General features: G+C 66.8%; 25 protein-coding genes. 12 read left to right on the forward strand and 13 right to left on the reverse strand.

The annotated features are described in order from the left end of the window. Nucleotides 1–58 precede the first annotated feature (58 nt). A complete protein-coding gene (locus tag AC1RP5_RS23640) occupies nt 59–1705 on the forward strand; it encodes a 3-(methylthio)propionyl-CoA ligase (protein ID WP_493114765.1) in 1647 nt (548 codons plus the stop codon). 129 nt (nt 1706–1834) lie between these two features. On the opposite strand, the gene AC1RP5_RS23645 is transcribed toward AC1RP5_RS23640, so the two are convergent. Further along, complete coding sequence (locus AC1RP5_RS23645; RefSeq protein WP_493114767.1) at nt 1835–2269, reverse strand: anthrone oxygenase family protein; 435 nt, start codon at nt 2267–2269, stop codon at nt 1835–1837. 96 nt (nt 2270–2365) lie between these two features. Between AC1RP5_RS23645 and AC1RP5_RS23650 the strand changes: the two genes are divergently transcribed. The 5 genes from AC1RP5_RS23650 to AC1RP5_RS23670 are packed head-to-tail and all read left to right on the forward strand — an operon-like array spanning nt 2366 to nt 7547. Then, the gene (locus AC1RP5_RS23650) at nt 2366–3352 is read left to right on the forward strand and encodes an isopenicillin N synthase family dioxygenase (RefSeq protein WP_493114769.1); all 987 of its coding nucleotides are present in this window, start codon (nt 2366–2368) and stop codon (nt 3350–3352) included. After that, nucleotides 3349–3726: a glyoxalase superfamily protein gene (locus AC1RP5_RS23655; protein ID WP_493114770.1), complete on the forward strand. Its 378-nt coding sequence runs from the start codon at nt 3349–3351 to the stop codon at nt 3724–3726. Before AC1RP5_RS23650 ends, AC1RP5_RS23655 begins: the two co-directional genes overlap by 4 nt. 42 nt (nt 3727–3768) lie before the next feature. Beyond that, nucleotides 3769–4743: a Bug family tripartite tricarboxylate transporter substrate binding protein gene (locus tag AC1RP5_RS23660; RefSeq protein ID WP_493114772.1), complete on the forward strand. Its 975-nt coding sequence runs from the start codon at nt 3769–3771 to the stop codon at nt 4741–4743. 10 nt (nt 4744–4753) lie between these two features. Further along, nucleotides 4754–5902 carry a mandelate racemase/muconate lactonizing enzyme family protein gene (locus tag AC1RP5_RS23665; RefSeq protein ID WP_493114774.1) on the forward strand — a complete coding sequence of 383 codons (1149 nt, stop codon included), beginning with the start codon at nt 4754–4756 and terminating at the stop codon, nt 5900–5902. Between the two features lie 13 nt (nt 5903–5915). After that, nucleotides 5916–7547 (forward strand): long-chain-fatty-acid--CoA ligase, encoded by a 1632-nt coding sequence (locus AC1RP5_RS23670; RefSeq protein ID WP_493114775.1) that lies wholly within the window; start codon nt 5916–5918, stop codon nt 7545–7547. On the opposite strand, the gene AC1RP5_RS23675 is transcribed toward AC1RP5_RS23670, so the two are convergent. The 4 genes from AC1RP5_RS23675 to AC1RP5_RS23690 are packed head-to-tail and all read right to left on the reverse strand — an operon-like array spanning nt 7526 to nt 9822. Continuing rightward, entirely contained in the window at nt 7526–8194 is a 669-nt protein-coding gene (locus AC1RP5_RS23675; RefSeq protein WP_493114777.1) for a cation efflux transmembrane domain-containing protein, read from the reverse strand. The genes AC1RP5_RS23670 and AC1RP5_RS23675 overlap by 22 nt on opposite strands. Before the next feature lies 1 nt (nt 8195). Beyond that, nucleotides 8196–8504 carry an ArsR/SmtB family transcription factor gene (locus AC1RP5_RS23680; RefSeq protein ID WP_493114779.1) on the reverse strand — a complete coding sequence of 103 codons (309 nt, stop codon included), beginning with the start codon at nt 8502–8504 and terminating at the stop codon, nt 8196–8198. A gap of 57 nt (nt 8505–8561) precedes the next feature. Beyond that, nucleotides 8562–9434: a DMT family transporter gene (locus tag AC1RP5_RS23685; RefSeq protein ID WP_493114781.1), complete on the reverse strand. Its 873-nt coding sequence runs from the start codon at nt 9432–9434 to the stop codon at nt 8562–8564. After that, nucleotides 9418–9822 (reverse strand): RidA family protein, encoded by a 405-nt coding sequence (locus AC1RP5_RS23690; RefSeq protein ID WP_493114783.1) that lies wholly within the window; start codon nt 9820–9822, stop codon nt 9418–9420. The genes AC1RP5_RS23685 and AC1RP5_RS23690 overlap by 17 nt, the downstream gene beginning before the upstream one ends. A gap of 91 nt (nt 9823–9913) precedes the next feature. On the opposite strand from AC1RP5_RS23690, the gene AC1RP5_RS23695 reads away from it, so the two are divergent. Continuing rightward, entirely contained in the window at nt 9914–10621 is a 708-nt protein-coding gene (locus tag AC1RP5_RS23695; protein WP_493114784.1) for a helix-turn-helix transcriptional regulator, read from the forward strand. A gap of 115 nt (nt 10622–10736) precedes the next feature. On the opposite strand, the gene AC1RP5_RS23700 is transcribed toward AC1RP5_RS23695, so the two are convergent. Together AC1RP5_RS23700 and AC1RP5_RS23705 are read right to left on the reverse strand one after the other, a co-directional pair. Then, nucleotides 10737–11267 (reverse strand): chromate transporter, encoded by a 531-nt coding sequence (locus AC1RP5_RS23700; RefSeq protein WP_493114785.1) that lies wholly within the window; start codon nt 11265–11267, stop codon nt 10737–10739. After that, nucleotides 11264–11827 (reverse strand): chromate transporter, encoded by a 564-nt coding sequence (locus AC1RP5_RS23705; protein ID WP_493114786.1) that lies wholly within the window; start codon nt 11825–11827, stop codon nt 11264–11266. Before AC1RP5_RS23705 ends, AC1RP5_RS23700 begins: the two co-directional genes overlap by 4 nt. Nucleotides 11828–11899: 72 nt before the next feature. On the opposite strand from AC1RP5_RS23705, the gene AC1RP5_RS23710 reads away from it, so the two are divergent. Continuing rightward, complete coding sequence (locus tag AC1RP5_RS23710) at nt 11900–12790, forward strand: TauD/TfdA dioxygenase family protein (protein ID WP_493114787.1); 891 nt, start codon at nt 11900–11902, stop codon at nt 12788–12790. Nucleotides 12791–12795: 5 nt separating this feature from the next. On the opposite strand, the gene AC1RP5_RS23715 is transcribed toward AC1RP5_RS23710, so the two are convergent. Continuing rightward, the gene (locus AC1RP5_RS23715) at nt 12796–15267 is read right to left on the reverse strand and encodes a ligase-associated DNA damage response DEXH box helicase (protein WP_493114788.1); all 2472 of its coding nucleotides are present in this window, start codon (nt 15265–15267) and stop codon (nt 12796–12798) included. On the opposite strand from AC1RP5_RS23715, the gene AC1RP5_RS23720 reads away from it, so the two are divergent. From AC1RP5_RS23720 to moaA, 3 genes are all read left to right on the forward strand, one after another. After that, entirely contained in the window at nt 15266–16285 is a 1020-nt protein-coding gene (locus tag AC1RP5_RS23720) for a ligase-associated DNA damage response exonuclease (RefSeq protein ID WP_493114790.1), read from the forward strand. The two genes, AC1RP5_RS23715 and AC1RP5_RS23720, sit on opposite strands and share 2 nt — an antisense overlap. A 3-nt stretch (nt 16286–16288) precedes the next feature. Next, on the forward strand, nt 16289–17902 hold the full coding sequence (locus AC1RP5_RS23725; RefSeq protein ID WP_493114792.1) for a cisplatin damage response ATP-dependent DNA ligase: 1614 nt from the start codon (nt 16289–16291) through the stop codon (nt 17900–17902). A gap of 68 nt (nt 17903–17970) precedes the next feature. After that, nucleotides 17971–18963 carry a GTP 3',8-cyclase MoaA gene (gene moaA / locus AC1RP5_RS23730; protein ID WP_493114794.1) on the forward strand — a complete coding sequence of 331 codons (993 nt, stop codon included), beginning with the start codon at nt 17971–17973 and terminating at the stop codon, nt 18961–18963. Nucleotides 18964–19105: 142 nt separating this feature from the next. Here the strand turns inward: moaA and AC1RP5_RS23735 are convergent, their stop codons facing one another. The 3 genes from AC1RP5_RS23735 to AC1RP5_RS23745 all read right to left on the reverse strand — a co-directional run bounded on the left by AC1RP5_RS23735 (nt 19106) and on the right by AC1RP5_RS23745 (nt 21309). After that, the gene (locus AC1RP5_RS23735) at nt 19106–20032 is read right to left on the reverse strand and encodes a DMT family transporter (RefSeq protein ID WP_493114796.1); all 927 of its coding nucleotides are present in this window, start codon (nt 20030–20032) and stop codon (nt 19106–19108) included. Between the two features lie 88 nt (nt 20033–20120). Next, the gene (locus AC1RP5_RS23740) at nt 20121–20831 is read right to left on the reverse strand and encodes a gamma-glutamylcyclotransferase (protein ID WP_493114797.1); all 711 of its coding nucleotides are present in this window, start codon (nt 20829–20831) and stop codon (nt 20121–20123) included. A gap of 10 nt (nt 20832–20841) precedes the next feature. Next, entirely contained in the window at nt 20842–21309 is a 468-nt protein-coding gene (locus tag AC1RP5_RS23745) for a MaoC family dehydratase (protein ID WP_493114799.1), read from the reverse strand. A gap of 149 nt (nt 21310–21458) precedes the next feature. Here AC1RP5_RS23745 and AC1RP5_RS23750 point away from each other — a divergent pair, with 149 nt between their 5' ends. After that, the gene (locus AC1RP5_RS23750; protein WP_493114801.1) at nt 21459–22280 is read left to right on the forward strand and encodes an enoyl-CoA hydratase; all 822 of its coding nucleotides are present in this window, start codon (nt 21459–21461) and stop codon (nt 22278–22280) included. A 69-nt stretch (nt 22281–22349) separates the two neighbouring features. On the opposite strand, the gene AC1RP5_RS23755 is transcribed toward AC1RP5_RS23750, so the two are convergent. Next, nucleotides 22350–23147 (reverse strand): ABC transporter permease, encoded by a 798-nt coding sequence (locus AC1RP5_RS23755; RefSeq protein WP_493114803.1) that lies wholly within the window; start codon nt 23145–23147, stop codon nt 22350–22352. Between the two features lies 1 nt (nt 23148). Further along, complete coding sequence (locus tag AC1RP5_RS23760) at nt 23149–23979, reverse strand: ABC transporter ATP-binding protein (protein WP_493114804.1); 831 nt, start codon at nt 23977–23979, stop codon at nt 23149–23151.

Genomic DNA, 23979 nt, shown 5'->3' on the forward strand with positions numbered 1-23979 from the left:
GCAAACCTAAGGCAATTGGCGCCCAGCCGCCAGACGACACGACAGGAGAGACGCCCCGATGCTCGGCCTCATGCAGGATCGCCCGCTTCTGATTTCGCAGCTCATCGAGCATGCAGCCCTGAACCACGGCGACACCGAGATCGTCTCACGCACCGTCGAGGGGCCGATCCACCGCTACACCTACCGTGACGCCAACAAGCGCGCGAAGAAGGTGGCCGAGGCGCTGCTAAAGCTCGGCATCAAGGTCGGCGACCGCATCGGCACGCTTGCCTGGAACGGCTATCGCCACTTCGAGCTCTATTACGGCATCTCCGGCATGGGCGCGGTCTGCCACACGATCAACCCGCGGCTCTTCCCCGAGCAGATCGTCTACATCGTGAACCACGCCGAGGATCAGCTCCTCTTCGTCGACCTCAACCTGCTGCCGGCCGTCGAGAAGCTGCTGCCGCAGATGAAGGGCGTGCGCCATGTCGTGGCGATGACCGACCGCGCGCACATCCCGGCGGACTGCAAGATCCCCAACCTGCTGGTCTACGAGGAGCTGATCGCGGGCGAGCCCGGCACCTACGAATGGCCGGAGTTCGACGAGCATACGGCCTCGTCGCTCTGCTACACGTCGGGCACCACGGGCAACCCGAAGGGCGTGCTCTATCACCACCGCTCGACCATCCTGCACGCCTACGGCGCGGCGCTGCCCGACACGCTGAACCTCTCGGCGCGCTCGGTGGTGCTCCCGGTCGTGCCGATGTTCCACGTCAATGCCTGGGGCCTGCCCTACTCGGCCGCCATGGTCGGCGCCAAGCTGGTGTTCCCCGGCGTCGCGCTCGATGGTGCCAGCCTACACGAGCTGTTCGAGAAGGAACGCGTCACCTTCACCGCCGGCGTGCCGACCGTGTGGCTCGCCCTGATCAACCACATGAAGGCCAACAAGCTCACGCTCTCGACCGTGAAGCAGGCGGTGATCGGCGGTTCGGCCGCGCCGCCCGCCATGATCGAGACCTTCGACAAGGACTACGGCGTGGAAGTGCTGCACGCTTGGGGCATGAGCGAGATGAGCCCGCTCGGCACGGTGAACCATCCCAAGGAGAAGCATCTCGCCTTCTCCCCGGCCGACCTGCTGGAAGTCCGCCTGAAGCAGGGCCGCCCGCCGTTCGGCGTCGACATGATGATCGTCGACGATGCCGGCAACGAGCTGCCGCGCGACGGCAAGGCGTTCGGCGACCTGCTGGTGCGCGGGCCCTGGATCACCTCGGGCTACTTCAAGGGCGAGGGCGGCGAGGTGCTGCGCGCCATCGAGGGCAAGGGCGGCGGCTGGTTCGCCACCGGCGACGTCGCGACCATCGACCCCGACGGCTACATGCAGATCACCGACCGTTCCAAGGACGTGATCAAGTCGGGCGGCGAATGGATCAGTTCGATCGATCTCGAGAACGCCGCGATGGCGCACCCCGCCGTCGCCGAGGCCGCAGTCATCGGCATCGCGCATCCGAAGTGGGACGAGCGTCCGCTGCTGATCATCCACAAGAAGCCGGATGCCGAGATCGACAAGAAGGAACTGGTCGAGTTCCTCGCGACCAAGGTCGCCAAGTGGTGGCTGCCCGACGACGTCCAGTTCGTCGAGGCGATTCCGCACACGGCCACCGGCAAGATCCTGAAGACCCGCCTGCGCGAGGACTTCAAGGACTACAAGCTGCCGACGGCGTAGCGGCAACAGCTGTCGTCCTGAGCGCAGCGAAGGACCTAGTGGAGCGGGCGACGAACTCCCTGGCGGGCGTGAGATCCTTCGCTTCGCTCAGGATGACAGTTTTGCTCGGATCGACACGCTATCTAACGGCTATCGACTCAACACCGCCCACAGGAACAGCGCGGTCGCTCCCACGCCCAGCATCGTGCGCTTGACGTGGAGTTTGCCCCAACGGCGGAGCAAAGTGGCGCTATCCTCGCCCGCATCGTCGAGCGCGATTGCCTTCAGCTCGTTGTTGACCGGCATAATCATCAGCGCCGTGTAGGCCCAGTTGGCGCCCATGAAGATGGCGCCGACGATGTAGAGTTCGTCGCGCGCCTGCCACCAGGCGGCAATGCCCAGCACGAAACCCAAAGCGGCCAGCGTGCCCTGCATGATCGTTCCGCGCTTGTAGGACGGCTTCCATTGCTGGAGCTGCGCGCGGTCGTCGAGCCCGGCGCGCGCCGGATGCTCGGCGAAGCTCACGTAGAACGCCGCACCGGCGAAAAGCGCCGCCACCATCAGGGCCAGGACACCGAAAACCATCGAAATTCCTTCCGTCCGCGCGCTGGACCATAGCGTCGCTCCGGCTGCATTATCCTCGTTTCCGGGCCGAATAGGGAGCCCGAGGAGGAGCAGACCGTGGCCACCGAAACGATTCCCGTCATTGATCTAGGCCCCTATCTGGCAGGCGAGCCCGGTGCGATGGACCGCACGGCGAAGGAGCTGCGTTTCGCGCTGACCGAGATCGGCTTCTACTTCATCATCAATCACGGCATCGCGCGCGAGAAGATCGCCGGCATGTTCGCCGAGGTGAAGCGCTTCCACGCCCAGCCGATCGAGAAGAAGCTCGAACTGAAGCTCGATCAGCACAACACCGGCTACCTTCCGATGCGCGGCAACACGCTGCGTACTTCCACCGTGCAGACCGGCACCAAGGCCAATCTAAACGAGGCTTTCTTCGTGAAGCGCGAGATGGCGGCCGACCATCCCGACGTGCTGTCAGGCCGCCGCTTCCGCGGTCTCAATCGCTGGCCCGACCTGCCGGGCTTCCGCGACACCGTCGTCGACTACTGCAACGAGATGGAGCGGCTGGTGCAGAAGATGGTGCGGCTCTACGCCCGCGCCCTCGATCTGCCGGCCAACTATTTCGACACGGCCTTCTCCGAACCGATGTTCTCGATGCGCATGACGCACTACCCGCCGCAGGACGGACCGGTCGACGACGAGTTCGGTCTGGCGCCGCACACCGACACGAGCTTCCTGACCCTGCTGGCGCCCAACGAAGTGCAGGGCCTGTCGATCCGCAGCCAGAGCGGCAGCTGGATCGACATGCCGTCGATCGACAACGCCTATGTCGTTAACGGCGGCCAGATGCTGCAGCGCTACACCAACGATCTCTTCCTGGCGACGCCGCACCGCGCCATCAACAAGACGACCGGCGCGCGCTATGCGCTGCCCTTCTTCTGCGACAGCGGCATCGACTGGCCGGTCGCCGCCGTGCCGACCACGGTCGGTCCCGACAAGCCGCCGAAATACCCGACCACCTGGTACAGCGACTACATGACCTGGTACCTGAAGCGGAACTACGACGTGCTGAACGAGGCAGCACAGCAAGCCGCCGAATGAGCACGGACCTCAAGTTCGGGCCGATCGTCCCCAGCCTGCGCATCTTCGACGTCGCCAAGGCCAAGGAGTTCTACGTCGACTTCCTTGGCTTCACCTGGGACTGGGAACATCGCTTCGACGACAACGCGCCGCTCTACGCACAGGTCTCGCGCGCCGGCGTGGCCATTCACCTCACCGAGCATCACGGCGACGGCGCACCGGGCACGCACTTCATCATCCAGACCAAAGGCATTGCCGCCTTCCATCGCGAGCTCATCGACAAGAAGTATCGCTATGCCCGGCCCGGCCTCGAAGACCAGCCCTGGGGCGCACTCACGGTCACGGTGAGCGATCCGTTCGCCAACAAGCTTACGTTCAGCGAAACGAAGGAATAGACTTCCTGCGTCACCGGCAGAAAGCCGGGGCTCGGGAGGAACATGCGCAGCATCTGGATCGGCCGTCTGGCGGCAACGGCACTGGCGTTGACTTGGAGCGTCGCCGCAAGCGCGCAGTCGTTCCCGCAGCAGACCGTCACGATGATCGTGCCCTTCCCGCCCGGCGGCGGCACCGACACAGGCTCACGCCTGCTCGCGCAGAAACTCTCGGAGAAATGGGGTCAGCAGGTCGTCGTCGACAACAAGCCGGGCGCCGCCGGCATCGTCGGGCTGGAGATCGCGTCCAAGGCCAAGCCCGACGGCTACACGATCGTCATGGGCAATATCGGCACGCAGTCGATCAACCCGTCGCTCTACAAGAAGCTGCCCTACAACGCCGACACCGCCTTCACGCCGATCTCGCTGGTGGCCGAACTGCCGCTGGTCCTCGTCGTCAATCCCTCGACGTCGGCGAAGAGCACGGCCGAACTGATCGCGGCGGCCAAGGCGAAGCCCGGTGACTTTACCTATTCAACCTCGGGCAACGGCAGCTCGATGCATCTCGCCGCCGCTTTGTTCGAGAACCAGGCCGGGCTGAAGCTGACGCACGTGCCCTACAAGGGCGGCGGCCCTGCCATTCAGGACCTGATCGGCGGCCACGTCACCATGTCCTTCGCGACGGTGCTGGAGACCAGCGGCCAGATCAAATCCGGCAAGCTGAAGCCCATCGCCGTCACCAGCGACAAGCGCTCGCCCGCTCTGCCCGACGTGCCGACCGCCGCCGAGACCGGCCTGCCCGGCTACAATTCGATCTCCTGGATCGGCCTGCTGGCGCCCAGCGGCACGCCGCAGCCGATCGTCGACAAGATCGCGGCCGACGTGAAAGCCGTCCTCGCCGATCCGGCAACGCGGCAGCAATTCATCGACCAGGGCGCCCTGCCCGTCGGCAGCACGCCCGCCGAGTTCAAGGCGCTGATCGACACCGACCGCGCGCGCTACGGCAAGATCATCGTGGAAAAGGACATCAAGCTCGAATGAGGAACCGGTCATGAGTGCGGCAACCCTCGCCCGCGTCGAAGCCCACGTCTTCCGCACCCCGATCAAGGAACCCGTCCGCACTTCCTTCGGCACCATGACCGAACGCGCCGCGGTGTTCGTCCGGGTCGAGGATTCCGACGGCGCCCGCGGCTGGGGCGAGATCTGGTGCAATTTCCCCAACGCCGCCGCCGAGCATCGCGCGCTCCTCTTCGCCGACATCGTGGCGCCGCGCGCACTCGGCAAGTCGCTCGACGATCCGGTCGGCCTGTGGGGCGAGATCGATCGCGCGTTGCATGTGCTCCGCGTGCAGAGCGGCGACGCGGGCGCCTTCTCCGCCGCGGCCGCGGGGCTCGACCTCGCAATCCACGACCTGCGCGCCCGCAAGCGCGGCCTGCCGCTGTGGCGGGCACTGGGCGGCACCGACAATTCAGCCGTGCCGGTCTATGCGTCGGGCCTCAATCCGGGCCGCGCCGCCTACGACACGGTGAGCCGCATGCGTGCCGCCGGCTATCGAGCCTTCAAGATCAAGGTCGGCTTTGGCGAGGAGACCGACCTCGGCTCGCTCCGTCCCGTCGCCAGCGAACTCCAGGCCGGCGAACGGCTGATGGTCGACGCCAACCAGGGCTGGGACCTGCGCACCGCCTGCGCGATGGTGCCGAAGCTCGCGGAGTTCGGGCTGGGCTGGATCGAGGAGCCGCTGATGGCCGACCGGCCGCTCATCGAGTGGACGCAGGTCGCGGCAATGGCGCCGACGCGGCTGGCCGCCGGCGAGAACCTGCGCGGCGCCGGTCCGTTCCAGGAGGCAATCGACAGCGGCCTGTTCGGCGTGATCCAGCCCGATGCCGCCAAGTGGGGCGGGCATTCCGGCTGCCTGCCGGTCGCCCGGGCCGCGCTGGCCGCCGGCCGCAGCTTCTGCCCGCATTACCTGGGCGCCGGGATCGGCCTCCTCCATTCGCTGCACCTGCTGGCGGCCGTGCGCGGCCCCGGCCTGCTGGAGGTCGACGCCAATCGCAACCCGTTGCGCGAGGACGTGCTTCAGGACGTTTTTTCGGTCCGTGACGGAAGCGTCAGCCTTCCCGGCGGGCAAGGACTCGGTCTAGAACCGGACATCAAGCCGCTCCTAACCCTAAGAAGCCTTCATATCGAGCGGCACGCGTAAAAGAGGGAACGCCATGCAGGGTTTGATGCAAGACCGGCCGCTGTTGATCTCACAGATCATCGATTATGCGGCCGCCGCCTATCCCGACGTCGAGATCGTGACGCGCACCGTCGAGGGTCCGATCCATCGCTACGGCTACAAGGACGCGCACAAGCGCGCCAAGCAGCTCGCGGAAGCGCTGCAGGGGCTGGGCATCAAGCTCGGCGACCGGGTCGGCACCATCGCCTGGAACACCTATCGCCATTTCGAGCTCTACTTCGGCATCTCCGGTATCGGCGCGGTGCTGCACACGCTGAACCCGCGCCTGGCGCCCGAGCATGTGGCCTACATCGCCAACCATGCCGAGGATCAGATCATCTTCGTCGACCTGAACCTCGTGCCGGTCGTCGAAGCGGTCTACGACCAGCTCAAGACGGTGAAGCATGTCGTGGTCATGACCGACCGCGCGCACATGCCGACCTCGGCCAAGATCCCCAAGCTGCTCTGCTACGAGGAGCTGATCGCCGACAAGCCGGGCACCTTGAAGTGGCCGGAGTTCGACGAGAAGACCGCCTCCTCGCTCTGCTACACCTCAGGCACGACGGGCAATCCGAAGGGCGTGCTCTACTCGCACCGCTCGACGATGATCCATTCGATGATGATGTGCTCGGGCCCGGTGCTGGCGCTCGATCCCGACACGACCATTCTTCCGGTCGTGCCGATGTTCCACGCCAATGCCTGGGGCCTCGTCTATGCCGGCCCGTTCTGCGGCACCAAGCTGGTCTTCCCGGGCTTCAAGCTCGACGGCGCCAGCATCTACGAGCTTCTGGACAAGGAGAAGGTGACGCTGTCGGCCGGCGTGCCGACCGTGTGGCTGGCGTTGCTCGACTACTGCCAGCAGAACAAGCTCAAGATGGACTCGGTGAAGCGCACGCTGATCGGCGGCTCGGCCGTGCCCTACGCCATGATCGAGCGCTTCTGGAATGAGCACGACATCGAGGTCGCCCAGGGCTGGGGCATGACCGAGATGAGCCCGCTCGGCACACTCACCCGCTTCAACAAGGGCGAGCGCGACCTGCCCGACGCCGACCGCTTCGCCATCACCGCCAAGCAGGGCCGGCCGGTGTTCGGCTGCGAGATGAAGATCGTCGACGATGCCGGCAACGACCTGCCGCATGACGGCAGCGTCTCGGGCAACATGGTCGTGCGCGGTCCGTGGATCGTGAAGGGCTACATGAAGGGCGACGGCAAGCACCAGTTCGTCGAGGACGACTGGTTCCACACCGGCGACGTCTGCAAGATCGAGACCGACGGCTCGGTGGTGATCACGGACCGCTCGAAGGACGTGATCAAGTCGGGCGGCGAGTGGATCAGCTCGATCGACCTCGAGAATGCCGCCATGGGCTGTCCCGGCGTGGCCGAGGCCGCGGTGATCGGGGTCGCTCACCCCAAGTGGGACGAGCGGCCTCTTCTCATCGTCGTCCGCCGTCCCGACGCCTCGGTCGAGAAAGGCGATGTCCTGAAGTTCCTCGAGGGCAAGATCGCCAAGTGGTGGATGCCGGATGACGTGCAGTTCATCGACGCCATCCCGCACGGCGCCACCGGCAAGATCCTGAAGACGGCGCTACGCAAGCAGTTCGAGGACTACAAGCTCCCGACCGCGTGAGTATGAGCCTCTGCTGATGCCTCCCGGGACTGACGCAGCTCGGCAATTGCCTGGCGCGTCACCTGGAAGGCGCCGACCAGGGCCAGGCCGGACATGATCGCGGCGACGACATAGTCCGGCCAGCCGGTGCCCGAACCGAACACGCCCGCGGCGGCAGCCAGCACGGCGAGATTGCCGATCGCATCGTTGCGCGTGCAGATCCACACCGAGCGCATGTTGCTGTCGCCCTCGCGCCAGCGATAGAGCAGCAGCGCCACGCCGAAGTTGGCGGCCAGCGCCAGCGCGCCGACGATGCCCATCACCGGCGCTTCCGGCACCGTGCCGGCCATCGCGTGGCCGATCGTGGTGAAGGCGACCCAGAGGCCGAAGGCGCCCATGCTGGCGGCCTTCAGCAGCGAGGCGCGGGCGCGCCATTGCAGGGCCATGCCCAGCACGAACAGGCTGATGCCGTAATTGCCGGCATCGCCCAGGAAGTCGAGCGAGTCGGCCAACAGCGAGACCGACTGCGCGGCGACGCCGGCGCCGATCTCGACGACGAACATGGCGAGGTTCACCGCCAGCGCGATCCACAGGACGCGCTTGTAGGCAGGCGAACTCGCCGCGGCATTGGCGTGCTCGTGACCGTGATCGCAGCAATGGGCGCTCATTTCAGTGCTCCGCAATGTGGGTGACCATGTCCTCGACCATGCGGCGGACATGGAGGTCGTCGGCTTCGTAGTAGACCTGCTTGCCCTGCCGGTCGGCCCGCACCAGGCGCGCGCCCTTCAGCAGCCGCAGGTGATGGCTCACCAGCGACACCGAGAGGCCGAGCCGGTCGGCGATGTCCGACACCGCGAGCGGCGTGCGCAGGCAGGAGACCACGATCTTCAGCCGGGTCGGATCGCCCAGCAGCCGGAACAGGTCGGCCAGCGCCACCGCGTGGTCGTCGGACAGGAGAGTTTTCTTTGCTTTGGACATTTGAATAACTGTTCAAATGTAAGCGCCACAGGAATGACCGTCAACCCACGCGAATCGTTACGTTATTTCCTCCTGTGGGCGGCGGATCGCGATGTCGCAAACCACCGCGCCGACGACGATGACGCCGCCCGCCAGCGTGGCCCAGCCCGGCGTCTCGCCGAAAGCCAGCCAGACCCAGAGCGTGCCGAGCGGCGTCTGCAGCACGCCGATCAGCGCACCGCGCGTCGCGGAGACCAGCGGTGTGCCCAGCGCCAGCAGCAGGAGGCCGAGGCCGAACTGGCTCATGCCGAACAGCGCGAGCAGCAGCAGTTCGTTCGTGCTCACCGAGAGCGGCCGCGCGAACGGCAGCACGATCAGCGCGCACAGGAAGGCGGACAGACAAACCGCCGGCAGCATACTGGTACCGGGATTGCGCCGGATCAGCACCAGCACCAACGACATCAGCACCGCCATGCCGAAGGCCAGAAGATTGCCCGAGAGGCGGCCGCCCGCCCCCGCCGCGCCCATCATCACCGCGACGCCGGCGACGGCGGCGAGGGTCGCGGCGAGCGTGACCCAGTCCTCGCGCTCGCGCAGCACCAGCCATGCCATGCCCGCCGTTACGAAGGGGATCGTGGCGTCGATCACCAGCACGTCGGCCACCGTCGACAGCCGCAGCGCATTCAGGAAGCATACGGTCGCCAGCGCCGACCCGAAACCGATCAGCACGCCATCGCGACCGATGGCGCGCACTGCCTGTCTCACACGTCCCCGCTCGCGCCACGCCACCATGCCGGCCAGGAACAACCCGCCGAACAGGCCGCGCCAGAACAGCATCGTCCAGGCATCGGCCTCGATCAGGCGCGTGTAGAAGCCGGCGCTCGAATAGGCGACGGCCGAGGCGGCGAGCAGCGCGGTCCCGGCGACGGCCTGCCTAGTTGGCGAGCGCAACGCAGTCCATCTCCAGGTCGAAGGGACCGAACCAGCCCGCCGTGCAAACGAAGATGCGCGCGGGTTTGTGGTCGCCGAAATACTCGGCATAGACCGTGTTGATGGTCGCGAAGTAGGCCGGGTTCGAGCAGTAGACATTGCACTTCACGACGCGGTTCAACGCCGAGCCCGCCGCTTCTAGGCACGACTTCATATGGTCGAGCACGCGCCGCGCCTGCGCATCGATCGGCAGGATGTCGTAGGCCCCGGTCTCCGGGTTCACCGGCGGCAGGCCGGAGACATAGACCCAGTCGCCCGCCCGCACGACCGGCGAGGTCGGCACGGTGTTGCGTTGGGCGAACTTGGCCAGCGCCGGCACGTGCGGCATGGTCATTTCCAGTCTCGGCATCGATCTCTCCTGTTTGGATGAGGCCACACCCTAAAGACCGCCTCCTGACAGCGTTGTGTCAGTAGTAGAAGAAGCCCATAAAGTGGGCCCCATGCGCCGCTCCGACCGCCTGTTCGACATCATCCAGCACCTGCGGACCGCAACCGCCCCGGTCACCGCCGCGATGCTGGCGGACGAGCTGGAAGTGACGCCGCGCACCATCTATCGCGACATCGCCACGCTGCAGGCGCGTCGCGTGCCGATCGATGGCGCAGCCGGGGTCGGCTACGTGCTGCGCAAGAGCTTCGACCTGCCGCCGCTGATGTTCACCGCCGACGAGGTCGAGGCCATCGCCATCGGCGCGCGCCTCGTCCGCCGCCTGCGCGACGCCAAGCTGCAGGAGGCGGCCGACAGCGTCTTCTCCAAGGTGACGGTCGTGCTGCCCGAGGCGCTGCGCCGCCAGCTCGTCTCGACGCCCTTCTTCGTCTCACCCGGCGACACCGTCGAGCCGCAGGGCGTCGATCTCGCCGACGTGCGCGCCGCCATCCGCGACAGCCGCAAGCTCCACATCGCCTATGCCGACGAGAAAGGCCGGCGCACCAACCGCACCATCTGGCCGATCGCCATGGCCTATTACGTCGACGTCACCCTGGTCGGCGCCTGGTGCGAGCTGCGCACCGGCTACCGCAACTTCCGCGTCGAGCGCATCCAGTCCTCGAAGGTGCTCGACGAGCATTTCGACCAGGACAATGGCCGCCTGTTCCGCGAATGGTCAGAACTGCCGAAGGTGAAGCCAGATCAAAAGGTCCCGTCGCCCTGAGCGGAGCGCAGCGTAGTCGAAGGGCCTCTTTTCGTTTCAACGCGCCGTGCGCCGGAAAAGAGATCCTTCGACTTCGCCGCCCTTCGGGCGGCTTCGCTCAGGATGACGGGGCCTTCTAAAGAACGTGCAGCGCCGCCACGTTGACGATGGCTCCCGCCGACAGCGCCCACAGCGGATTGCGCCGCGTCTTGAAGACGAAGGCCGCGGTCGCCAGGCTGATCAGCACCGTGACGACGTCGCGATCGACGGTGCGCATGATGGAAACGCCGGAGGCGAACATCAGGCCGAGCGCGACCGGGATCAGCGCGTCGCGCAGCGCCGCCACGAACGGATGGTGGGACCAGCGCGTGAGCGCGCGGCCGGCGAAATAGGCGAGCGTGCTCGACGGGATCAGGATGGCGAGCGTCGATACCAGCAGGCCGGGCAGGCCCGCGACCTGCCAGCCGATCAGGCTGACGAAGATGATGTTGGGACCGGGCGAGGCATTGGCGATGGCGAAGGCGCTGGCGAAGGCCTGGTCGGTCATCCAGCCATGGACGTCGACGATCTGCCGGTGGATCTCGGGCAGCAGCGCATTGATGCCGCCGATCGAGACCAGCGAGAGCAGCGCGAAGGTCCGCGCCAGTTCGAAAAGCACACCGGTCATCTGCGGCGCCCCAACAAGGTGGCGACGATGGCCAGCGGCACCAGCACGAGCACGACCGGCACCAGCGGCCAGCGCAGCAGCCCGATCGCCGCGAAGCCCGCCGCGCCGATGCCGAGCGCCAGCGGCGTCGGCCGGATGTTGCGGACCATCTTGAGCGCCGTCCCCAGCACCATGCCGGCGGAGGCCGCCGCCGCCCCGATCAGCGCGGCATTGACCTCGGGGACGGTTGCGACGCGGTCGTAGAAGACCGCCAGCGCGACCACGATCAGCAACGGCATCACAAGCTGGCCCGAGAGGCAGAGCAGCACGCCGATCAGCCCCTGGTTGCGGTCACCGATCAGGATGGAGGCGTTCATCACGTTCGGGCCGGGCAGCACCTGCCCCACGCCTAAAAGCTCGGCGAACTCGCGGTCGGTGAGCCAGCGCTTCTCCTCGACGATGATGTGCCGGGCCCACGGCGCGATGCCGCCGAAGCCCAGAACGCCGATCTTGAGGAAGCCAAAAAAGAGTTCCGCCTTGCTTATGTTGCGCCGCGGCGAGGCGGTAAGGTCATGTTGCATTGCGAGCCAAGATAGCAAATTGCCGTCGTCTCGCCTCGCCGTTTGCGGCCTTCCGCGCTAGCCTGTGGCACCATGACCAAAGCCATCCGCCCCCTCGATCCGCAGAATCGCCCATTCTTCGCCGGTGAAGTCTCGGGCATCGATCTCACGCACCGCCTCTCCGACGAGGAGGTCACGTTCATCCACGACGGGATGAACCAGTACGGCGTGCTGGTGTTCCGTGACCAGAAGCTCGACGACGAAAGCCAGCTCGCCTTCAGCAAACAGCTCGGGCCGCTCGAACAGGCGACCGGAGACATCATGCCGCCCGAGGAACGGCGCATGAGCATGGACCTCAACGACATCTCCAACCTCGACCGCAACGGCAACGTGCTGGCGCGCGACGACCGCCGCCGCCTGTTCAGCCTGGGCAACCAGCTCTGGCACTCCGACAGCTCGTTCAAGGATGTGCCGGCGCTCTATTCGCTCCTGTCGGCGCGCACGATCCCGTCAGCCGGCGGCAACACCGAGTTCGCCGACATGCGCGCGGCCTACGACGCGCTGAGCGAAGCGGAGAAGCGCGAAGTGCAGGATCTGATCTGCCTGCACAGCCAGATCTTTTCACGCGGCATCCTGGGCTTCGAGGACTTCACCGACGCCGAGCGGGTGAAGTGGGCGCCGGTGCGCCAGCGTCTCGTGCGCCGCCATCCGGGCTCGGGCCGCCTGTCCCTCTATCTCGCCAGCCATGCCGGCGGCATCGAGGGCTGGCCGATGCCCGAGGCGCGCGCCTTCCTGCGCGATCTCACCGAGCACGCGACGCAGCGGCAGTTCGTCTATGCCCATGTCTGGCGGCCGCACGACCTGGTGATGTGGGACAACCGCGCCACCATGCACCGCGCCCGCCGCTTCGATTCCAAAGAAGTGCGCGACATGCGCCGCACCACGCTCACCAACTCGGTGTCGAGCCTGGAGCAGGCGCCCTAGCGCCGTCAGAGCCGCGTCGCCTCGTCGATCAGCTCCTGGGCGGCAATGTCTAGAAGCTCGTCCTCGGCGGTGCCGCCCAGAACGCTTTCGCGGCCGATCTCCAGCAGCACGGGCACAGCGAGCGGCGAGATGCGGTCGAGGCGGCGGTAGACGATGCGACCCTTGGCGCGTTTCAGCAGGTCGCCGAGTCGTTTCAGGTCGGCGAGTTGCCAGGCGGCGTCCTGGCGGGTGGCGCGCAGCAGGATGTGGCCGGGCTCGTGCTGGCGCAGCGTGTCGTAGATCAGGTCGGAGCTGAAGGTGACCTGCCGGCGCGACTTCTCCTCGCCGGGAAAGCGCCGCTCGATCAGGCCCGCAATCACCGCGACGTTGCGGAACGAGCGGCGCAGCATGGTCGATTCGTCCATCCAGGCTTCGAGATCGTCGCCCAGCATGTCCTCATCGAACAGCTCGTCGAGCTGCTTGGGAGACGGCGGCCTGAGCCCCCACAGGCCGAGCACATAGTCGGTCGCGACGAAGCCCAACGGCCGCAGTCCCATGCGCTCCATGCGCCGGGTCAGCAGCATGCCCAGGGTCTGGTGCGCGTTACGCCCCTCGAAGCAGTAGGCCACGATGAACTGCTTGCCGCCGCGCGGGAAACCCTCGACCAGCAATTTGTCGGCTGGCGGCAGCATCGAGCGGAACACCTGGATGCGCAGCCACTCCTGCACCTCGGCCGGCAGCTTCGGATGGCGGAGAGGATCCTGAAGGATGCCGCGCACCCGGTCGGCGAGAAAGGTCGAGAGCGGCAACCGGCCGCCGCCATAAGCCGGCACCTTGGGATCGCCGCTCGAGGCGTGGGAGCAGATTGCCGCCAGCTCCTTCACGCCCTCGAAGCGCAGGAGTTGGCCTGCAAACATGAACGTGTCACCCGGCACCAGCCCCTGGACGAAACCCTCCTCGACCTCGCCCAGCACCGGCCCGCGCCGCAGCCGCACCTTCATGAGCGGCAGCTCGACGATGGTGCCGACATTCATGCGGAACTGCTTCGCCACCAGAGGCGAGGCCAGCATCCAGCGGCCGTCGGGCAGCTGCTTCAGCCGGTGCCAGCGATCGTAGGCCGCGAGCGCGTAGCCGCCGGTCGCCACGAAGTCGAACGTGTCGTCGAAATCCTGGCGCGGCAGGTCGCGATAGGGCTGCGCGCGCCGCACCTCGGCGAAGAAGGCCTCGCGGTCGATCGGTTGGGCGCAGGCGGTACCGACGATGTGCTGCGCCAGCACGTCAAGGCAGGGCGGCCGCGCTGGATCGCCGTCGAGCTCGCGCGCCTCGACGGCCTCGAGCGCGGCCAGCGATTCCAGCACCTCGAAGCGGTTGGCCGGCGCGATCATGGCGCGGCTCGGCTCGTCGAGCCGGTGATTGGCGCGGCCGATGCGCTGCATCAGGCGGCTGACACCCTTGGGCGCGCCCATCTGGATCACCAGGTCGACATCGCCCCAGTCGATGCCGAGATCCAGCGACGAGGTCGCGACCACGGCGCGCAGCCTGCCCGCCGCCATCGCCGCCTCGACCTTGCGGCGCTGCTCGACGGCGAGCGACCCGTGATGCAGGCCGATCGCGAGATTGTCGTCGTTGATGCGCCACAGTGCATCGAAGGCCAGCTCCGCCTGCGCGCGCGTGTTCACGAAGATGATCGAGGTCTTGTGCTGCCGGATGATGTTGTAGATCTCGGGCACCGCGTGGCGCCCCATGTGGCCGCCCCACGGGATACGCTCCTGCGCGTCGATGATCGACACGACCGGCGGCGCGCCGGGCTCGCCCATCACGATCTTCACCGGCTCGTCGCGCAGGTTGAGGAACTCTGCGAGCGCCGGCGGATCGGTGACCGTGGCCGACAGACCGACGAAACGTGCCTGCGGCGCGAGCGTCGCCAGCCGCGACAGGCAGAGCGCCAGATGATGCCCGCGCTTGGTCGTGGCGAAGGCGTGCAGTTCGTCGATGATCACGCACTTCAGGTTGGCGAAGAACTTCGCCGCATCGAGATAGGAGAGCAGCAGCGCCAGCGATTCCGGCGTCGTCATCAGCAGGTCGGGCGGCCGTTCGCGCTGGCGCAGGCGGCGGCTCTGCGGCGTGTCGCCGGTCCGGCTCTCGGCGCGCACCGGCAACTGCATCTCCGCCATCGGCTGTTCGAGGTTGCGGCGGATGTCGGTCGCCAGCGCCTTCAGCGGGGAGATGTAGAGCGTGTGAAGCTCCCCCTGCCCTTTCTTGTAAGCCAGGTCCTCACCGGCCTGCCGCCGCTCCGTGAGTTCGATCAGTGACGGAAGAAAACCCGCCAGCGTCTTGCCTCCGCCGGTCGGCGCGATCAGCAGCGCGCTCTTGCCCTGCCGCGCCAGATCGACCAGCGCGAGCTGGTGCGGGCGCGGCGCCCAGCCGCGACTCTCGAACCAGCGTGCAAACAGGTCGGGAAGCCCCATATCTGTTGGGTAGGATGCAGCGAGGCTCATGGCAACCGAGACCCTAAATCCCCGGACGTGGCTCTATCCGACGCCGCGCGGCCTTTATTGTGAACCGGGCGATTTCTACATCGATCCGGCCTTTGCCGTGCCGCGCGCGGTGATCACCCACGGGCATGGCGACCATGCGCGGCCGGGGCATCGCAAGGCGCTGGCGACGCCCGAGACGCTGGCCATCATGCGCACGCGCTTCCAGGACATGCCCGACACCGAGCAGCAGGCGCTGAAATACGGCGAGAGTGTGCGGATCGGTGACGTCGAGGTCGGCTTCGCGCCGGCTGGCCACATCCTCGGCTCGGCGCAGGCAGTGCTGGCATACAAGGGCCAGCGCATCGTCGTGTCGGGCGACTACAAGCGCCGGCCCGATCCGACTTGTCCGCCGTTCGAGCCCGTACCGTGCGACGTGTTCATCACCGAAGCTACCTTCGCGCTGCCGGTCTTCCATCATCCCTCCGATGCCGGCGAGATCGGCAAGCTGCTGCGCTCCGTCGCGACCTTTCCCGAGCGCACTCATCTGGTGGGCGTCTATGCCCTCGGCAAGTGCCAGCGGGTCATTCGGCTGCTGCGCGAGGCGGGCTACGACAAGCGCATCTGGCTACATGGCGGCCTGATGTCCCTGTGCGAACTCTACCAGGAGCATGGCGTCGATCTCGGCGACGTGGCGCCGGTCTCGGAGGCGATTCTCGAAACCTTCAAGGGCGCCATCGTGCTCTGTCCGCCCTCCGCCATCGCCGACCGCTGGTCGAGGCGCTTCGCCGAGCCGATCGCCGCGGTGTGCTCGGGCTGGATGGGCGTGCGTGCCCGCGCGCGCCAGCGCGGCGCGGAGCTGCCGCTGATCATCTCCGATCATGCCGACTGGCCCGAGCTGACGCAGACGCTGAAGGATGTCGGCGCGCCCAAGGTCTGGGTGACGCACGGCCGCGAGGAAGCGCTGGTGCACTATGCGCGCGGACTCGGCATCGACGCCGAGGCATTGCATCTTGCCGGCCGCGAGGAAGAGGATTCCTGATCCTTGCAGGCCTTCGCCCGTCTCCTCGACGCCCTCTCCTTCCAGCCCGCGCGCAACGCCAAGCTGCGGCTGATCGAGACCTATCTGCGCGAGACGCCCGATCCCGATCGCGGCTGGGCATTGGCAGCGCTGACCGGCGGGCTCGATTTTCCCGCGGCGAAGCCCGCGCTGCTGCGCGGCTTCGGCCAGGAGAAGATCGGTGAGGAGCTGTTCGCCCTCTCCTATGACTATGTCGGCGATCTCGCCGAGACGCTGGCTCTGATCTGGGAGACCGATCCCACCGCCGGGCCGCCGCCGTCGCTCGGAGAAGTCGTCGAGACCTTGCAACGCGCGACACGCACGCAGACGCCGGCGATCCTCAAACGCTGGCTCGACGCGCTCGATTCCACCGGCCGCTGGGCGCTGCTGAAGCTGCTGACCGGCGCGCTGCGCGTCGGCGTCTCGGCGCGGCTGGCCAAGCAGGCGGTGGCCAATATCGGCGAGCAGCCGGTCGATGCGGTCGAGGAAGTCTGGCACGGGCTGGAGGCGCCCTACCGGCCGCTGTTCGACTGGCTGCTGAACGGGGCGCCGCGGCCACAGAGCAATGCGGGTGCGGCCTTCCTGCCGGCGATGCTGGCCAACCCGATCGACCGCACCGAACTCGACGCGCTCGATCCCGCGCATTTCCGCGCCGAATGGAAATGGGACGGCATCCGCGTGCAGGTCGCGGCCTCGGGCGGGCTGAAGCGGCTCTACAGCCGCGCCGGCGAGGACGTGTCCGGTGCCTTCCCCGACATCATCGAGGCGATCGACTTCGAGGGCGTGTTCGACGGCGAACTTTTAGTGCGCCGCGAGACCGCGGTGGCGCCGTTCAACGACCTGCAGCAGCGACTGAACCGCAAGACGGTGACGGCGAAGATGCTGAAGGAGCATCCCGCCCATGTCCGGCTCTACGACGTGTTGTGGCTGGAGGGCGAGGATCTGCGCGGCCTCTCCTTCGACGAACGGCGCGCGCGTCTCGAAGCCTGGATCGCGCTGAAGGAACGTCCGCGCTTCGACCTCTCGCCGCTGGTGAGCTTCACCGATTGGGCAGAACTCGCCGTCAAGCGCGAGGAGATGCGCGCCGACGGGATCGAGGGGCTGATGCTGAAGCGCGGCGACAGCACCTACCTCGCCGGCCGCCCCAAGGGTCCGTGGTTCAAGTGGAAGCGCGACCCGATGCTGGCGGATTGCGTGATGATGTACGCACAGCGCGGCCACGGTAAGCGCAGCTCGTTCTACTCCGACTTCACCTTCGGCTGCTGGCGCGACACCGCGTCGGGCGGGCGCGAGCTGGCGCCGGTCGGAAAAGCCTATTTCGGCTTCACCGACGAGGAGCTGCGCTGGCTCGACAAATGGGTGCGCGACCACACGACCAACCGCTACGGCCCGGTGCGCGAGGTCGAGCAGAAACTGGTGCTGGAGATCGCCTTCGACGGCATCGCCCGCTCGACCCGGCACAAATCCGGCGTGGCCATGCGCTTCCCGCGCATCAACCGCATCCGGACCGACAAGCCCGCCGCCGAGGCCGACACGGTCGACAATCTCCTGCGGCTGCTGGAAACCGCCGTTCTGCCGCCCGTTGCGAGTGATTCGTAGGGCGGATCGCCCCTTGCAGGGGGTATGCCGCATGCCCATTATCCGGGCGTCGTTGTAACCGTAGAGCCATGATCGACCCGTTCGGCCGCCATATCTCCTATTTGCGTGTATCGGTAACGGACCGCTGCGACTTCCGCTGCGTCTACTGCATGGCCGAGGACATGACCTTCCTGCCCAAGGCGGAAGTGCTGTCGCTCGAGGAGCTGGAGCGGCTGTGCACGGCCTTCGTGCGCCGGGGCGTCAAGAAGCTGCGCATGACGGGCGGCGAGCCGCTGGTGCGCAAGAACGTGATGTCGCTGTTCCGCGGGCTGGGCAAGCACCTCGACAGCGGCGCGCTGGAGGAGCTCACCCTCACGACCAACGGCAGCCAGCTCGCGAAATACGCGCAGGAGCTGGCCGATATCGGCGTGCGCCGCGTGAACGTGTCGATGGACACGCTCGATCCCGACAAATTCCGCCAGCTCACCCGCTGGGGCGATCTCGACCAGGTGATGCGCGGTCTCGATGCCGCCCAGCGCGCCGGTCTCGCCATCAAGATCAACGCGGTGGCGCTGCGCGGCGTCAACGACGGCGAGTTCGAGGAGCTGATCCGCTGGAGCCACGGCCGCGGCATGGACCTGGTCCTGATCGAGGTCATGCCGATGGGCGAGATCGGCGACGCGGCGCGGCTCGACCAGTACCTGCCGCTGTCGCTGGCGCGCACCAACATTGCGCGCCATTTCACGCTGACCGAGACCGACTACCGGACCGGCGGCCCGGCCCGATACTTCCGCGTGGAGGAGACCGGCGGACGGCTGGGCTTCATCACGCCGCTGACCCACAATTTCTGCGAAAGCTGCAATCGCGTGCGCCTCACCTGCACCGGCACGCTCTACATGTGCCTCGGCCAGGAAGACGCCGCCGACCTGCGCGGGCCGCTGCGCGCCTCGGAGAGCGACGAGGTGCTGGACCGCGCCATCACCGAGGCGATCGCTCGCAAGCCCAAGGGCCACGACTTCATCATCGACCGCCGCCACAGCGGCCCCGCGGTGCCGCGCCACATGAGCGTGACCGGCGGCTGAAATGTCCCGTCGTCCTGAGCGAAGCGCCGAAGGCGCGTAGTCGAAGGACCTCTTTTCGCTTCCACACACTGTGCGCCGGAAAAGAGGTCCTTCGACTGCGCGCCCTATGGGCGGCTTCGCTCAGGACGACGGCGCGCGGGGGTCACGCCTCCGGATTGGCCTGCGTGCCCGCCGTCTTGATCTGGCTGCGGCGCACCGCCTCGCGGTGGGAGATGTAGAGGGCGCTGGCGAAGATCACCGCGGCGCCGACGAAGGTCCAGACGTCGGGCTTCTGGAAGAACAGGAAGTAGCCCAGCATCGTGTTCCAGATCAGCGACAAGAACCCGATCGGCTGCAAGAGCGTGATGTCGGCGAGCTGGTAGCCGCGCTGCTGGCAGATATGGCCCAGCGTGCCGGCCGCACCGGCTAGCAGGAACCACAAGATGTCGCCCAGGTCCGGCGTCTGCCAGAACCAGATCGCCACCGGCAGGGCGCAGATCACGATCACGATGTTCTGCCAGATCACGATGGTGGTCGATGAATCGGTACGCGCCAGCGCCTTGGAGATCAGGTTCGAGACCGAGAAGATCGGCGTCGAGACCAGGATGCAGATCACGCCGATATGCAGCGCGCCGAAGCCGGGCCGGATGATGATCATGGCGCCGATGAAGCCGACGATGACGGCCATCCAGCGCCGGAACCGAACTTTCTCCGCCAGGAACAGCGCCGCGCCGATGGTGACGAAGATCGGACCGGTGAAACCGAGTGCGGTGATCTCGGCCAGGGTCGTGAGCGGCAGCGCCACGAACCACAGCATCATGCCGGCGGTATGGATGGCGCCGCGCGAGATGTGCAGCGGCAGGCGTCGCGTGTGCAGCGAACGGTAGAGGCCGAGCCGTATCACGATCGGCACGAGGAACATCGCGCCGAAGAAATAGCGCAGGAACGCCATCACGTAGGGATTGAGATGCTGCGCGGGGATCAGCGTGAAGACGTTGAGCAGCGCGAACAGAACGCCCGAAAAGGCGACCCAGAGGATGCCGCGCATATTCGGCGGCAGCGCGAGCCAGCGGGCAACGAGGGCGGACACGCCGCGACTATGTCACAGGCTCTGAAACCCCGCATCATTTGCAGGGCAGCAGCTTCCGAGAGGCGAGGCCAGACCTCGCCGGCGGTCCCTACTTCGCCAGCGCGTGCAGCGGCACCGGCGCTGCCGACGCAGCCTGCTCACGCAGGCGGGCCACGAGCGCCACCATCTCCTCGATGTAGGGATCGTGGATGCCGAGCGTGTGCGCATGCTCGGCGGTGTTGGTCAGGTAGTCGCGGCAGGCGCCGCGGCGGCCTTCGGCGAAGGCGATATGGTGGGCGGCCCGCTCCATCGGCAGGTCGCCGCAATACTGGCAGTGCCCGGAATCGACGACGAAAGTGATGGCTTTCACGATACGCCCGTCGCGCAGTTTCGTCTGTACCCAGCGCGCCTTGTAGAGGCCCGCCAGCATCTCGCGGTTCCACAGGATGCCAAGTTCGCTGCGCACCAGTTCAGGTGCCAGGCGATAGGCGATGCCCTCGCATTCCCCACCCTCTTCCAGCGCCAGCATCAGGCCCGGCAGTTCCGGCGTGCCGCGGCCCATCGGCGTCCAGAAGCAGAACGACCGGCGCCAGCCATCGACCTTGCAGGGCTGGACCTCGGCATATTCCAGCGCCGGGTTCCACATCAGCGACCCGTAGGCGAAGACCCAGACCTCCTCGTCGGCCGGATGCTCGCGCAGGGTCTCAACGAGGCTCGCCTCGCGCTGGGCGGACGACTGGAAGAAGTGGTAACCGGCGGCATGCGCATCGGCCACGATCTGGTCGATGCGCTCCGTCGTAAGGTCTTCGCGTGTCAGCAAACGTCGATCCTCAGGTGCCGTAGACGATGGCCATGGTCTCGGCCACGCAGGCCGGGCGTTCCTGCCCCTCGATCTCGATGGTGACCTGGTTGGTCAGCCGCACGCCGCCTTTGTCCATCGGTTCGGCGGCGATCAGCTTGGCGCGGGCACGCACCTTCGAGCCGGCCTGGACCGGGCTGGTGAAGCGCACCTTGTTGCAACCGTAGTTGATGCCGTTGCGCACGTTGTTGATGTGCGAGATCTCGGAATTGAGCATCGGGATCAGCGAGAGCGTCAGGAAGCCGTGGGCGATGGTCTTGCCGCCCGGCATGTCCTTCTTGGCCCGCTCGACATCGACATGGATCCACTGATGGTCGCCGGTCGCGTCGGCGAAGAGATTGATCCGTTCCTGGGTGATCTCGACCCAGTCGCTTACGCCGATTTCCTCACCCACATGCTTCTGCATCTCGTTGGGGTGGGCGAACTCTCGCTTTGCCATTTACCGCCTCGACTTCATTAATTGCTTACTGAGTGCAATTTAGCACGGAAACATATGCCTGGCCGCGTCCGGCCGCTCCCCGAGTTTGTATCGTCGCGGGGTTTTGCCCATCATGCCACTCACAAGAATGCACAGGAGGAGACCCCCATATGGCGTACGAGACCGTCCTCTATGACGTCGCGGACCACATCTGCACGATCACCCTGAACCGCCCGGAAAAGCTCAATGCCTGGACCCGGCAGATGCATCTCGACCTCAAGGACGCCATGCACAAGGCAGGCGCCGACAGCGAGGTCCGGGCCATCATCCTGACCGGCGCGGGCCGCGGTTTCTGTGCCGGCGCCGACATGGGAGGCCTCCAGGCGATCGGTTCGGGTGCCTCGGCCGACCGCTCGACCAAGGTCCAGGAGGGGGTCCCGGGCGGCAGCGCGCTGCCGGAATTCAAGATGAACTACTCCTATTTCCCGGCGATTCCGAAGTTCATCATCGCTGCGATCAACGGCCCGGCGGCCGGTCTGGGCATGGTGATCCCGCTCTACGCCGACCTGCGCTTCGCGGGTGAATCCGCGGTTTTCACCACCGCCTTCGCCCAGCGCGGGCTGATCGCCGAGCACGGGATCAGCTGGCTGCTGCCACGGCTGGTCGGCCTGCCGACCGCGCTGGACCTGCTCTGCTCGGCCCGCAAGTTCCGGGCACCCGAGGCGCTGGCGATGGGCCTGGTGAACCGGGTCATCCCCGACGACAAGCTGCTGGCCGAGGCGCGGGCCTATGCCACCCTGCTCGCCAACACGGTCTCGCCGCGCTCGGTGGCGGTCATGAAGCGCCAGCTCTGGGAGGCCGAGTTCCAGACCCTGGCCGAGGCCACCACCCAGGCGAACCACGAAATGGAACTGTCGTTCCAGACTTCGGACTTCAAGGAAGGCGTGGCGCACTACCTGGAAAAGCGCGCCGCGCGGTTTACCGGGAAATAGGTCCTCTTCTGGACCGCGGGTCTCCAGACCCGCCTCATGAGCGGGTCTGGAGACCCGCGGTCCAGTTGATCAGACCTTCTCGGTCTGGCCGGCCTTCGGCTGCCAGGTCATCAACCGCCGCTCGACGACGCCCACGAGCCCGTCGAGCACCAGCGCGAAGGCGGTCAGCACCAGGATGCCGGCGAACACCGTGTTGATGTCGAACGTGCCCTCGGCCTGGAGGATCAGGTAGCCGACGCCCATCGAGGAGCCGAGATACTCGCCGACCACCGCGCCAACGAAGGCGAGGCCCACGGCGTTGTGCAGGCTGGCGAACACCCAGCTCATGGCGCTCGGCAGGTAGATCGCGCGCAGGAGCTGGCGTTTCGAGGCGCCCAGCATGCGGGCATTGGCGATCAGGTTGGGACTGACCTCGCGCACGCCCTGGTAGACGTTGAAGAACACCACGAAGAAGACCAGCGTGACGCCCAGCGCCACCTTCGACCAGATGCCGAGCCCGAACCACACCGCAAAGATCGGCGCCAGCACGACCCTCGGCATCGAATTGAAGCCCTTGATGTAGGGATCCATGATCGCCGACGCGGTGGGCGACAGGGCCAGCCACAGGCCGATCCCCAGCCCCGAGGCCGCGCCGATCACGAAACCCAACGCCGTCTCGAGCAGGGTGATGCCAAGATGGGGAAAGATCTCGCCGGTCGTGAACCAGTCGAAGATCACCCAGAAGACCTTCTGCGGCTCGCCGAAGAAGAAGGCGGCGCGATTGTCCTTGTCGAAATAGAACGGTGGCACCAGGCCCGGCTTGGTCATCACGTACCAGAGCAGCACGAGCAGGCCGAGCACGAGCAGTTGCAGGATCCTGAGCCGCATCTCAGACCGCCTTCTGCTGTTCGTAGGCCTTCAGCACCTCTTCCTTCATCGCGCTCCAGATCTCGCGATGCAGGTCGAGGAAAGCCGGCGTCATGCGGATCTCCGAGACGTCGCGGGGGCGCGGCAGATCGACCCTGAAGTCGCCGATCGGATGGGTCGCCGGACCCGCCGACAGGACGATGACCCGATCCGACAGCGCGATCGCCTCCTCGAGATCGTGGGTGATGAACAGCACCGACTTGCGATCCTCGGCCCACAGCGCCAGCAGCTCGTTCTCCATGAGCTGCCGCGTCTGCACGTCGAGCGCCGAGAAAGGCTCGTCCATCAGCAGGATGTCAGGGCTCAGGATCAGCGTCTGCGCCAGCGCCAGGCGCTTGCGCATGCCGCCCGACATCTGGTGCGGATAGCGGTCGCCGAAGCCCGCCAGGCCGACGCGGCGCAGCCACGCCTCGCCCTGCCCCAGCGCCTCGGCGCGCGACACGCCGCGGAATTCGAGACCGGCGATCACATTGTCGATGCCGGTGCGCCACGGCATCAGCGCATCGGCCTGGAACATGTAGCCGGCGCGCTTGTTCACACCATGGGTCGGCAAGAGCCGCTCGCCGAACACCTCGACCGTGCCGGACGACGGTTCGAGAAGCCCCGCCGCCACGTTGAGCAACGTGGACTTGCCGCAGCCGGTCGGTCCGACCACCGACACGAACTCGCCCCGCGCCACGTTCAGCGTGGCGTTGGCGACGGCGGTGTAGGGCTTGCTCGCGTCGTCGCGCGCGGCGAAGCGGCAGGTGATGTCGGCCAGCGCGAGCGCCGGCACTCCGTTCGCGGTCGTCAC

The organism is Reyranella sp. GW821-FHT12G01, from assembly GCF_058806575.1.